General features: G+C 64.4%; 12 protein-coding genes. 5 read left to right on the top strand and 7 right to left on the bottom strand.

The genetic code is table 11. The features are described 5' to 3' along the window. Window positions 1-12 precede the first annotated feature (12 nt). Window positions 13-1233: a CaiB/BaiF CoA transferase family protein gene (locus MNAB215_RS18020; RefSeq protein WP_077080035.1), complete on the bottom strand. Its 1221-nt coding sequence runs from the start codon at window positions 1231-1233 to the stop codon at window positions 13-15. A 336-nt stretch (window positions 1234-1569) separates the two neighbouring features. On the opposite strand from MNAB215_RS18020, the gene MNAB215_RS18015 reads away from it, so the two are divergent. The 4 genes from MNAB215_RS18015 (at window position 1570) to MNAB215_RS18000 (ending at window position 5166) form a co-directional block, all read left to right on the top strand. After that, a complete protein-coding gene (locus MNAB215_RS18015; protein WP_077080034.1) occupies window positions 1570-2433 on the top strand; it encodes a mycofactocin-coupled SDR family oxidoreductase in 864 nt (287 codons plus the stop codon). Between the two features lie 185 nt (window positions 2434-2618). Then, on the top strand, window positions 2619-3461 hold the full coding sequence (locus tag MNAB215_RS18010; RefSeq protein ID WP_077080033.1) for a TIGR03619 family F420-dependent LLM class oxidoreductase: 843 nt from the start codon (window positions 2619-2621) through the stop codon (window positions 3459-3461). A gap of 122 nt (window positions 3462-3583) precedes the next feature. After that, complete coding sequence (locus tag MNAB215_RS18005) at window positions 3584-3997, top strand: Zn-ribbon domain-containing OB-fold protein (RefSeq protein ID WP_077080032.1); 414 nt, start codon at window positions 3584-3586, stop codon at window positions 3995-3997. Window positions 3998-4023: 26 nt separating this feature from the next. Next, window positions 4024-5166: a thiolase family protein gene (locus MNAB215_RS18000; protein ID WP_077080031.1), complete on the top strand. Its 1143-nt coding sequence runs from the start codon at window positions 4024-4026 to the stop codon at window positions 5164-5166. A 28-nt stretch (window positions 5167-5194) separates the two neighbouring features. Here MNAB215_RS18000 and MNAB215_RS17995 read toward each other — a convergent pair whose 3' ends face one another. Genes MNAB215_RS17995 through MNAB215_RS29780 form a run of 6 tightly spaced genes read right to left on the bottom strand, consistent with a single transcriptional unit; the run spans window position 5195 to window position 10452 of the window. Continuing rightward, the gene (locus MNAB215_RS17995) at window positions 5195-6586 is read right to left on the bottom strand and encodes a lipocalin-like domain-containing protein (protein ID WP_077080030.1); all 1392 of its coding nucleotides are present in this window, start codon (window positions 6584-6586) and stop codon (window positions 5195-5197) included. 27 nt (window positions 6587-6613) lie between these two features. Then, window positions 6614-7705 (bottom strand): Zn-dependent alcohol dehydrogenase, encoded by a 1092-nt coding sequence (locus MNAB215_RS17990; protein WP_077082116.1) that lies wholly within the window; start codon window positions 7703-7705, stop codon window positions 6614-6616. Window positions 7706-7740: 35 nt separating this feature from the next. Then, window positions 7741-8904 (bottom strand): amidohydrolase family protein, encoded by a 1164-nt coding sequence (locus MNAB215_RS17985; RefSeq protein WP_077080029.1) that lies wholly within the window; start codon window positions 8902-8904, stop codon window positions 7741-7743. Then, entirely contained in the window at window positions 8901-9962 is a 1062-nt protein-coding gene (locus MNAB215_RS17980) for an amidohydrolase family protein (protein ID WP_077080028.1), read from the bottom strand. The genes MNAB215_RS17985 and MNAB215_RS17980 overlap by 4 nt, the downstream gene beginning before the upstream one ends. Continuing rightward, window positions 9959-10315 (bottom strand): Rieske (2Fe-2S) protein, encoded by a 357-nt coding sequence (locus MNAB215_RS17975; RefSeq protein WP_077082115.1) that lies wholly within the window; start codon window positions 10313-10315, stop codon window positions 9959-9961. The genes MNAB215_RS17980 and MNAB215_RS17975 overlap by 4 nt, the downstream gene beginning before the upstream one ends. Next, window positions 10315-10452, bottom strand: a complete 138-nt coding sequence (locus MNAB215_RS29780; protein ID WP_165691585.1) for a hypothetical protein — start codon at window positions 10450-10452, stop codon at window positions 10315-10317. The genes MNAB215_RS17975 and MNAB215_RS29780 overlap by 1 nt, the downstream gene beginning before the upstream one ends. Window positions 10453-10660: 208 nt before the next feature. On the opposite strand from MNAB215_RS29780, the gene MNAB215_RS17965 reads away from it, so the two are divergent. Next, a complete protein-coding gene (locus MNAB215_RS17965) occupies window positions 10661-12385 on the top strand; it encodes an FAD-dependent oxidoreductase (RefSeq protein WP_077080026.1) in 1725 nt (574 codons plus the stop codon). Window positions 12386-12420 lie beyond the last annotated feature (35 nt).

Genomic DNA, 12420 nt, shown 5'->3' with positions numbered 1-12420 from the left:
GCCGCACGAGGCCTACAGAACGGCGCCGACGTCCTTGCCCTTGGCGATGTCGTCCCAGTCGATACCGAGTTCCAGCAGAATCTCTTCGGTGTGCTGGCCGTGCTCGGGTGCGCGGGAGGGTTCGGGCGGAGTCTCGCCGAACTGCACGGGGGCGGCCACCGTCCGGTACTCCTTGCCCTGGTCGTCGACGTTGGCGATCAGGTAGCCGTTCGGCCCGGCCTGCGGGTCGTTGAGGGTCTCGCGAGGTGTCGCGTAGGTGGCCCACACGCCCGGCTCGTCCGCGAGCACCTTCTGCCAGTGCGCAAGGTCGTGCTCGGCGAACGCCTTGTTGAGGATCGCAACCGCTTCGCTGGTATGCGCCACCAGGTTGGCCGACGGCACGAACCGCTCGTCGGTGGCGAGTTCGGGCAGCCCGATCCGGTGACAGAAGCCGGCCCAGAACTTGTCCGGCTGCAAAAAGACTAGCTGGATCCAGCGGCCGTCCTGGGTCTTGTAGCGGTTCACCACGGGGTTCATCGCGACTCCAGGAGGAGCCCCCGGGATGCCGTCCGCGTCGAAGAAGTCGGCCACCAGAATCGACGGCGCGATAGCCCACATCGCCTGCGCCAGTAGCGATGAGTCCACGATGGTGGCTTCGCCCGTGCGCTCGCGGTGGAACAGCGCCGCACACACCCCGCCGGCCAAGGTTGCCCCACCCTGTAAGTCACCGAACGCGGGCCCCTGCACGGCAGGATAATCGGAGCCGAACGGCGTCAACGTGTACGCCACCCCGCCGCGCGCGGAGTAGGTGGCTCCGTCAAAGCCGCCCTGGTTTCTATCCGGACCGCGCACCCCTAGGCCCGATCCTCGCGCGATGATGATATTGGGATTGAAGGCGCGGATGTCCTCGACGGTCAGGCGCGCTCGTTCAAGGGCGCCGGGAAGCCAATTGGTCAACAGCACGTCGGCGGTAGCAAGGAGACGTCCGAAGAACTCGCGGCCGAGCTCGGACTTGAGATCGATCGCGATGCTGCGCTTGCCCCTGTTGCCCAGCTCGAGCATGAAATCGGCGTCCACACGCGCAGCCTCGCGGGTGAATCCGCCAACGACCAGGGCCCGGCTGGGGTCGCCGAACTCGACGCTTTCCACCTTGATCACGTCCGCACCCCAATCCGCTAGCGCCGCTCCGGCGGACGGCACATAGGTCCATGAGGCGATCTCGACAACCCGGACCCCGCTGAGCACACGCGACATAACCAAACCTTTCGATAGCGCGCCGGAGGAACCTGGCGAGCATTTGCCAAGCTGCGTTGACACGACGTTACCGTAAGACCTACCGTTATCGTCACCGAGTCGCCGCAAAAATGACGATCCCGCGACCCGCGGTGGCCCTGGGTAGTGCTATCCAAGGGCCTAACCGCCACCACCTTCAACGGTGGACTTTTGTGCGGGGCCGACGCTCCCGATGGCGGATACGAGGCGAGCGGAATCGGCACACAGAACGGCGTCGAAGGCTGAGCAGCACCTAGACACACCAATCATCGGCCACCGCCGCGTCGGCGATGGCGAACACAACGAACAGGAGTCATAGTGGGACGAGTCGAGGGCAAGGTCGCGGTCATCAGTGGCGCGGCACGCGGGCAGGGGCGGTCCCACGCGCGGCTACTGGCCGCCGAGGGCGCCAATATCATCGCCATCGATGTGTGTGAGGACATCGCGTCCAACGACTACCCGCTGGCCCGACCAGAAGACCTCGACGAAACCGCCCGCCTGGTAGAGAAGGAAGGGCGCACGGCCTACACCGCGATTGTCGACGTCCGCGATCGGGCCGCGCTGGCGGCGGCCATCGACACCGGAGTGACCGAACTGGGCAGACTTGACGTCGTCGTGGCCAACGCCGGGATCGCACCGCTGACCAAGGGCGGTCCGCGCCAGGCCTTCATCGACGCCGTGGACGTCGACCTGGTCGGGGTCCTGAATCTGGTTCACGTCAGCCTCAAACACCTCAAGGCCGGTGCGTCGATCATTGCCACCGGCTCGCTGGCCGCGTCCCTGGCCTCGCAGAACACCAGTGGGATGGACGCCGGCCCCGGTGGCGCCGGCTACGGCTTTGCCAAACAAGTGGTGTCGCACTACGTCAACAACCTCGCACTGCAGCTGGCGCCCGAATTCATCCGTGTCAACGCCGTGCACCCCACCAACGTCAACACCGCCATGCTGCACAGCCCGCCGATGTACGCCGCCTTCCGGCCCGACCTCGACAACCCCACTCGCGAGGACGCGGAGGCGACCTTCCCCATCCTCAACGCCATGCCGGTTCCCTATATCGAACCCGAGGATGTCAGCGAGGCCGTGTTGTACCTGGCATCGGACGCCGCGCGCTACGTCACCGGCCAACAGCTGCGCATCGATGCCGGTGGCGCAGTGAAGGCCATCCCGTGGTCGGGCTCCTAACAGGTCGACACGAGTCCCACGGATCGGCGCGGCGACGATCCGGCGCGGCTTCGCGACCGATGGCCCGCACCGCGGTCGGTGTCCGTTGACATCGGCGCAGCACCGCGCGGTCGACCGCTGGAAGTGCGGCGCCGACCGCCGACACCCCCCGACGACTGAAAGCAGGCGAATCATTGTCCGAAACAATGAAATTCGGCATCACCTTGGCCAGGGCCAACTCGTCACTGTGGCCGGAGTTGACACAGCGCGCCGACGACCTCGGATTCGAGTCGGTCTGGATTCCAGAACATCTGGTGCTGCCGGTGCAGATGGCCGGCAGCCCCCACAAGGGTGACGAGCATCCACCGATCCCACCCCAAACGCCGGTGTTCGACGCGCTGAATTACTTGTCGTTCCTGGCGGGCACCACACAGAACATTCGGCTCGGCACCCAGGTCTACAACATCGGTCTGCGCCATCCCTTCATCAGCGCACGCGCCGCCGCGACCCTCGACATCGTGTCGGGCGGGCGCTTTGAGTTCGGTGTCGGTGCAAGCTGGTTGCGCGAGGAGTGGGACGCCGCCCAATTGGATTTCAGCACCCGCGGCGCCCGGATCGACGAGACGTTGCAGGTGTGCTTCGCGCTGTGGACCGAACCTGTTGTCTCCCACCACGGTCGGTTCTTCGATTTCGACGAGGTGATGTTCGAACCCAAGCCAGTCCAGCCTGGCGGACCGCCCATCCACGTGGGCGGTGACGGCATGGCCGCGTTGCGGCGCGTCGCCCGCTACGGCGACGGCTGGCTCCCAATGAACCACACTCTCGACATGCTGCCGGTATCTCTGCAAAAGCTCGGCACGCTGTGGGAGGAGCAGGAAAGGCCCGGGCGCCCACAGATCAGCATCGGTCTGCCGGTGGAATCCACCGACGACGTGCGCAGACTGGCCGACGCAGGCATCGACCGCCTGATCATCGCTCCGTGGCAGCGCACCAGCGGAGCAATTGACGGAATCAGCCGATTCGCCGACGAGATCATCGGCCGGCTGTGAAAGAAAACCCCCGGGGCGGTGACCCGCAGTGGTTCAGGTTACGGTAGGAGTTACCGTAGGCGTGTGTCGACCCGAAGAGGCCACCACCAGGGTGGCGTTGGGCGTTGGGATACGGAGGATCTATGCAAAAGGCGCTTGCATCCGAAATTTCGACCTGGCCCAATGAGGAGCCCCAACTGATCGGCAGCCGCTGCAGCGAGTGCGGCGCAACCACCTTCCCCGTGCAGGAACGCTGCCCGAAATGCAGCGGCGCCCAGATGTCAGAACTGCTGCTCCCGCAGCGCGGGACCCTGATCGCTTGGACGACACAGGGATTCGCGCCTGGCGCGCCGTTCACTGGCCCGACGGGAAACATGTTCACGCCATTCGGCATCGGCCTCGTGCAGCTCGATGGCGTGATCCGGGTGGAGGCCAGACTCACCGAGAGCGACCCGGCGAAGCTGCGATTCGGCATGGAGGTTGCTCTGACGATGGTCCCCCTCACCACCGACGACGAAGGTAACGAGATCCTGACGTTTGCCTTTCAGCCCGTCTAATCGGAACTGCGCGAAGGAGATTGACAATGAACGACGTGGCCATCATCGGTGTCGGGTTGCACCCGTTCGGCCGGTTCGCCAAATCTGCGGTGCAAATGGGTGCGGAGGCGATCCAACTCGCGCTCGCCGACGCCAATCTCGATTGGCCGGACATCCAGTTCGCCGTGGGCGGCAGCCATGAGGTGTCCAACCCTGACGCCGTGACACGGCTCGTCGGACTGACCGGAATCACCTTCACCAACGTGTTCAACGCATGCGCGACCGCAGCCACCGCGATCAAGGTCTGCGCCGATACGATCCGGCTTGGCACACACGAGATCGGCATCGCCGTCGGGCTTGACAAGCATCCCCGCGGCGCATTCAGTGACGATCCGGCAACCATGGCCTTGCCGCAGTGGTACGGGGAGAACGGGCAGTTCGTCACCACCAAGTTCTTCGGCATGAAGGCCAACCGGTACCTGCATGACCATGACATCTCACGGCAAACGCTAGCCAAAGTGGCGGCCAAGAACTTCCGCAACGGTGCGCTGAATCCTAAAGCGTTCCGCCGTAAGCCAATACCTGAAGAAGAGATTCTCGCCTCAGCGGTGCTGAACTATCCGCTCACCCAGTACATGTTCTGCGCGCCGGACGAGGGAGCCGCGGCGGTGATCATGTGCCGCGGCGACATCGCACACCGATACACTTCCACGCCCGTGTATCTGCGAGCTGCCGAAATCCAGACCCGTCATTTCGGTTCCTACGAAGTACATGCCACCTGCGCACCAGTCGAAGAAACGGCCTCGCCCACCGTATACGCCGCACGAGCCGCCTTCGAGGCGGCCGGGCTGGGGCCAGCCGACGTCGATGTCATCCAGCTGCAGGACACCGACGCGGGCTCGGAAGTGATTCACATGGCCGAGACCGGATTCTGCGCTGATGGCGATCAAGAGAAGCTCATCGCCGACGGGGCCACCGAGATCGGTGGTTCGATGCCGGTCAACACCGACGGGGGGCTTATCGCCAATGGCGAGCCGATCGGCGCGTCGGGGCTGCGCCAGGTCCACGAACTCGTCGTGCAGCTGCGTGGCCAGGCCGGCGCCCGGCAAGTACCCGGGGAACCCAAAGTCGGGTTCGCTCAGGTCTACGGCGCTCCCGGTACCGCCTCCGCGACGATCGTGTCGCTCTGACACCTGGCGAGTCCCGGCAGCACACCGGCTACGCTAGGCCTTCGCGCACCGCGTCGGCCAGATCGTCGAGTATCTCGAGCAGCTCACCGGACTCGTTGTCGGAGAGCGCATTGAGAAGCGGACGCAACTCGCGTTCGAGGTAATCCAATACCTCCTGCGCGTGGCGGCGCGCAATCAAAGACCGCAGCTCTTCGATCGCCGATTCCAGAGTCTCGGAATAGGATTCGGTGCGGGCAAGCTGCGTTGCCAGGACGTCCACCAATTCCCAATCCCGGTACATCGCGTTGGTGGCCTCGGCGATTCCGAAACCCGTGACCGGCCGTCCCCCCATGGTCCCGCGATACCGGTAAGGGCCTTCCAAGTATTCGATCGGCAATGCGTGGGCGGGAGCGTGAACAACAGGCTCACAGATGAGCTCGAGCTCCAGTTCCTTGGAGCTGAGCCGGTGCCGGTCGGGCAAGTACCGCCCACCTGAAGGTGGTCGTACCAGAGGACGAATCTCGTTGGGCCAGCGCACATAACCGGTCGTGGTCACTTCGAGATCTTCGACGCACGCAGGTGCGGTTCCATCAGCGTAGGCAATCGTGACACCGCTAAACGGCACCACCGCATTGCCGATCCGGCGGTCGAATTGCCGCCAGACGCTCAGGTCGACGCCGTTGTCGAGGCTGATGGTGTGCCACTCGTGAGCCTGTCCGCGGGCGTCGCCGCCGGTAGCACCGCCGCCGGCGTAACGAGGGAACCACTGCCGATCGACGTGGCCCGAATGCCCGATCACCTCTTCTGCCACATCACCCCAGCGCAGCGTTCCCTCCATCCGCATGCCGGTCTGGAAGTACGAATAGGTGTCGTCCTGCAAACACGCGACGATCTTGCCGTTGTACGTTGATGCGCCGACCGGCACCGGAGGACGTGTGGGCGTCACCCGCAATCGCAGTTCCATTGCCGCGCCGTCATGGTCGCGGCCAAAAGCGGCGAAGTCGTAGGTGTAGGGCATCAGCTCCCCCGCACTGTCGCGGCACTCCGACCACACGGCTGTTCCCGCACTGCTCTCGTATCGGAGAGCCAAGTAGCCCTCCGCACTGGTCAGTTTGGGGCGCGCGCCGGGCTCCAGGTTCTTCGGCGGCATGTCGTAGTCGGTGAACGTGCCGTAGGCAGCGCGATCGACATCGAACAACGCGAACGTGTGAAAGTCGGCGACCACGTCTGGGCCCGGGCGGTTTCTGTTGAAGATCGCAATGAACGCGAAATGCCGCCCGGCAGCTTCAACGGCCAGATGCCCAGCGAGGTACCAGGTATCCGACTCGTAGTCAGGGTGAGTGCCTTCCGCAGCCGGGAAATCGAGCTGTGAATCACCCGGCACCAGTCGGTAGGGATACCGACGCCAATCGACCCGCGTCGAATCGGCGGTCTCGTCCATTCGCACTTGCCTCAACCTCGATGTCTCTTACTCGTTGACGATTACCGTGCGGATACCCGCACCGCGAACCAGATCGTCGAACGCGACGTTCACGTCCTCGAGCTTCACCCGCCCGGTAATCAGCTGATCCAGCGGAAGCCGACCAGTGCGCCAAAGCCCGAGCAGAAGCGGGAAGTCTCGGCTGGGAACCACCGAGCCGTATTGACAGCCCACCAGGGTCTTGCCGTGCATATAGAGGTCGTAAGCCGACAGAGAGACCAGTTCGTCAGGCGGCGAGGCGCCCACGATGCAGGTGGTGCCACCTCGGCGGGTCGCGCCGATCGCGGTCTCGATGGTGCCGCGGTGACCGACGGCCTCAAAAACGAAGTCCGCGCCGCGGCGGCCCGTCATCGACCGAATCTGTTGGACCACATCGCCGTCGGCCGGATCAACCCCGGCTGTGGCGCCCAGCGAGAACGCGGCATCCCTGCGCGAAGCAACCGGGTCGACCGCGATGATCTCGGCGGCGCCACGAACCTTTGCGGCCATTAGGGACGCCAGGCCGACGCCGCCGAGCCCGATTACGGCCACCGAGCTACCGTGGTCAACCGGCGCGGTGTTCAGGGCGGCGCCCGCCCCGGTGGCGACACCGCAGCCGATCAACGACGCGATCTCCAAAGGGATTTCGGGGTCGATCGGGACGACGGCCCGCGCGAGGCAGTTCGTGGCCGTGGAGAAACTGGACACGCCCATCGCCGTAAATAGCGCCTCACCCTTACTGTCCGTGGCATAGGGCATCGCGTACACATCGCGGATGGCATTGCGGCACAGATGGACCTCACCGTGCCGACAAAACCAGCACTGCCCGCACGCCGCCACCCACGAGATCACCACGTGGTCCCCGGGTACCACGTGATGCACCTCGGAGCCCACCGCCTCGATCACGCCTGCGCCTTCGTGGCCCAGCACGCAGGGCGTGCCCACCGGGAGCGCGCCGGTGGCTTGCGACAGGTCAGAGTGGCACACCCCACTGGCGGCGATCCGCACCCGAACCTGGTCGGGCGCAATCGGTGCAAGCGTTATGTCCTCGATGCTTAACGGCCATCCGATCGCCCGAAGGATGGCGCCGCGTTCGACCATGGTGTGCACCTCAATGCTGCGGGGAATATCGGGGGTCACTGACTTGCGGCCGTTGTCCGTTCGTCCGGGAGCGCCTTGACGGTTTCCGGCAACCCGTACAGGGTTTTGGCGTTACCGCGCATGATTCGCTCACGCTGGTCAGCCGGGAACCGGTGCACCGCCCACGCCGGAGAGTCGAAACTCCAGTGCGGGTAGTCGGTCGAGAACATCAGGTTGTCACCGAGGTCCATCATTTCCATGTACTCGCGGAAAATCCCGACCTCCACGTCCTCAAGCGGCTGAGTGGTGAAATAGACGTGGTCCCGGACGTAGTCAGAGGGACGACGACGCACATGCGGCAGGTCGGATCGGCGCTGCTCCCAAATGCGATCCATCCGTGACATCACCGGCATCGCCCAGGTGAAGCCGCCCTCCACAAAAACGACCCGCAGGCCGGGATGCCGGTCGAACGCCCCATCGAAGACCAGGCTCATCAAATGGGAGACGTACAGCAGCGGCCAGGAGGCGAAAAAGTCATGCCAATGCGCAGGGTTGCCGACGGGGTAATGCGGAATCAACTCGAACGGTGTTTGCCCCATCAAATGGGTGGCCACCGGCAACCCGTTGCGTGCTGCCGCCTCGTAGATAGGGTCGAAATGCGGATTGCCGAAGGGGATTCCCCTGGTCTGCGGAGTGATCAATACCTCGGCCATGTAAGGGTGGCCGGCCCAGCGCTCGATCTCTCGTCCGGACTCGATCGGGGTTTGGGCGCTGACGCTGATCGCTCCCCGCCAGCGTCCATGCCAGTTGTTCTTGTCCAGCCAGACATCGGCTAACCAGTCGTTGTGCGCGGACTTCAGGATGTGCTCGGCCTGGGGAAGCTTTGCGTCGCACATGGGCTCGAGGACAGCGATGCTCACGCCAGCGTCCAAGAGAAGTTGCTTAGCGGCGAACTCCGGATCGGTTCCAGCGAAGCCGCCGCTGGGTGGCATCGAGTCAACCCGCATCGAGCTCGTCTTGAACGCCTCAGGGGTGTCATAAAAGTGCGGGAGAGGCGTCCTGGCGTTCCCGGTCGGCCAGATTCGGTCGACCCACTCCGGCGGTGCATAGGACTTGATCACCTCGGTGGAGGCCGGCAACGGATGCACATCGGTGTCGACGATGGTGACGGCGATCTCCTCGGTGACGATCTCGGACCGGGGCCGCTCAATTGTGGTCATGGGACCCTTCCCTTCGTAAGTGATGCGAGGCCGAAAAGGTCACTCGCATTGCGCCAGAGCACTTTTTCCCGCTGCTGATCACCAAGGCCCGCGGTCACGTCCTGCGGTGACGTCGTTGACCAGTGCGGGTAGCTCGACCCGTACATCAGCAGGTCGGCCTTGTCCGAGAATTCCAGCCACCGCTGTGCCTGCGCGGCTGGTCCGTCGAATGCCGATGAACAGAACCGCACGTGGTCTTTCAGATACTGGCTTGGGTATCGATCGACCCACGGCGTCTGATCGCGGTTGGACAGCCAGAACGTATCCAACCGCCAGATCAGTGGCGTCAGAATGTCGTAGCCGCCGTCGGCGAACGTGAAACGCAGGTTCGGGTGGCGCCCGAAAACGCCTTCGACGATCAGCGTCGCGAGGTGGACGAAATAGTTGAGGGGCATGAAGGCGGCATAGCCCGGGTACGTGTCGGCGTGGCCGGCGAACGTGGGCGCCCGATCGACCCCGTTACCGCCGTTGATGTGCACGGCCACGGGGAGGCCATGGGCCGCCGCGGCCTCCCAGATCGTCTCGAACATGGGCTTGCCGTAGGGCTCTCGGGACTGCATCGGCACCCCCACCTGGACCATCTTGGGGTGGGCGCCGAGGCGCTCGATCTCCGCGACCGCGCCGCGCGGATCTTCAGGGTTGACCCGGATGGTACCGAGCAGCCTTCCGGTGGTGTCGGCATCCAGCCATCGCGCGATGAGCCAGTCGTTGGTCGCCGCGCAGATGCGGCTGTTCAGCAGGTAGTCGGCGATGTTCCCGCGGGTCAGCGGGTTGAGGATGGCGAGGTCGACGCCGCCGTCATCGAACAGATGCCGGCACACCGTGTCAGGGTCCGAGCCTGGATATTTGCCGTCGTACAGGTCGGCGCGATAGTCCCCACCAGGGGCCTGATACCACTGCTGCTCGACGTCGGGAATGGCGCGATTCTTGTACGCGGGCGCGATGAATTTCCGGATCTCAGCGTTGTGGCGGAAATGCGGCTGAACATTCGTATCGATGATGAGACTGGAATCGCTCATGCGGTCAGATACACCGTCCCATCGGTCACCTCTACCGCATAGGTGCGGATTCGCTTGCTCGGACGTGCCAGGCTTTTGCCGGTCGTGAGGTCGAATTCCCATTCATGCCAAGGACAACGAATGATCCTGCCGTCATTGACATGCTTCAGCTGCCCGGGTTCATCGGGCGCATACTCGTTGGTGCCGCAGACCAGGCCTTCGCACAGCGGGGCCCCCTCATGCGAGCAATAGTTCGCGATCGCGTACACCGTGCCGTCCACGTTGTAGACGCCGACGCCAAATTTCCCCACCGGCACGATCTTTGACGTGCCCGGAGGCAGTTCGTCCAGTGCGCACACGACGTGGCGTTGCATCATGCGCGCGCCCCGATCTCGCTTCGCTGCTGCGTGAAGTCGGTGATATAGCGGGCGCCCGGGGTCACGACGACGGGTGGATCTTCGCCCAGGATCTCGAACGCGATCGTCAGGGCGCCGATCCGAGTCTCGGGCACCTTAACCTCCTCACCGGTCCGGTCGGCCGCAGATGAGCTGGCCCGTCCTTGCGCAGCCAACACACATATAGTTACCATGCGCGTTACCGTTAACATTACGGTTAACCTGTAACTCAGGCAACCCGCCTAGGGCGCTGCCCATCAAGTTCACGGTGTCGGCCATGCGGCGCAGCTGTCGCCTGCACCACCGGGAGGACCGTCACCGACCATGCCTTACGTAATCACGCAGTCATGCTGCAAAGACGCATCCTGTACCGCGGTCTGCCCGGTGAATTGCATCCATCCGCGACTCGATGACACCGCATTCACCACCGCGGAAAGCCTTTACATCGACCCCGACGCTTGCATCGACTGCGGGGCATGCGTCGAAGAGTGCCCCGTCGGCGCCATTGTCGCCGACGATGAGCTGACCGACTCCCAGGCGCGTTACCTCGATATCAGCTCGGCTTATTTCCGCAGCCGCGCGCACAGCGACGACGACTTGCGCATGACGGTCCTGCGCCCGAGCGCCGATCTGACCGGGTTTCGGGTCGCGGTCGTCGGGTCCGGTCCTGCGGGCATGTATGCCGTCTGGGAGCTGCTCGAACACCAAGGCATCGCGGTCGATGTTTACGACCGCTCTTGGGCACCATTCGGATTGATCCGCACGGGAGTGGCTCCCGACCACCCGGGGACCAAAAAGATCACCAAACTGTTTGAGCGGGCCGCACGCAAACCCAATGTGACCATGCACCTCGGCGTCGAAGTGGGGACCCACGTCTCGCACGAGGAGCTGTCCGCCGCCCACAGCGCCGTCATCTACGCCACCGGAGCCTCGGCAAACCGCACGACGCGCCTACCCGGCGAGCATCTCGACGGTGTGCATTCGGCGACTGGGTTCGTCGGCTGGTACAACGGCGATCCCGACCATGCAGATCTGGTACTCAACCTGTCCGGCGAACGTGCGGTCATCATCGGCAACGGCAACGTAGCACTCGACGTCGCTCGCGTCCTGCTCACCGACCCCGCCGAGCTCATCCACACTGATATCGCCGAGCACGCCCTAAAAGCGTTGGGCAAGAGCACCATCCGTGAGGTTGTGATTGTCGGGCGCCGGGGTCCGGCGCAGGCAGCGTACAGCAGCCCGGAACTGATCGCCCTGCTCGACCTCCCCGGTGTGGACGTGATCATCGACCCGGCCGACACTGTCATTGATCCTGCCACCGCCGAGCAGCTCAGTCAGTCCGATGTCGAGCCGGCTGCCCGTCTGAAAGCTGATCTAGCTGAGGAGATTTCGCGCCGGCCGCCCACCGGCGCGACACGACGGATCGTTTTCAAGTACCGGCGCTCGCCGACACGATTCTGCGGGGCAAACAAACTCTCCTCCGTGCGCCTGGCCCGAAACACGCTGGTGCCCAATGGCGACGGCAGCATCAGCGTCCAGACAGGCCCTGAATCCGACGAACTCAGCACCGGGCTGGTGCTCGAAGCGGTCGGACACCGTGGCGTTGCAGTCAAGGGTGTGCCCTTCAATGTGGTGCGCGGCGTGATTCCCAACCACCAGGGCCGGGTGTTGGCATCGCCGGGGGGTGAGCCCCTCCCGGGCGTCTACGTGACCGGTTGGATCAAACGAGGGCCGTCGGGTGTGATCGGCAGCAACAAGCGATGCGCCCGGGAAACGGTCACCCAGCTGGTGGCAGATGCGGCGACTGGTGTGGTCGTGGCGGCCCCGGACCAGAGCGGCTTTCGCGAGTTGCTGCGCCGGCGCCAGCCGGACACCATCGGCTTCGATGGCTGGCGGCGGATCGACGCCGCCGAGACGCGGGCCGGCCAGCGACTGGGACGACCGCGCATCAAGTTCACCGAGGCGGCGGCGATGTTGCGCGCCGCCACCGGGGACGGACAGTACAGCCCGGACCGGTCGGGCACGAATGACAGCGCAAGAGGTTCATGAACACACCAATAGCCTTTGGCCACAACGATTTCCGT

This window comes from Mycobacterium numidiamassiliense (assembly GCF_900157365.1).
Lineage (GTDB): Bacteria > Actinomycetota > Actinomycetes > Mycobacteriales > Mycobacteriaceae > Mycobacterium > Mycobacterium numidiamassiliense.
Note: the sequence above shows the minus strand (reverse complement) of the source record. Positions and strands in the feature narration are given on the sequence as shown.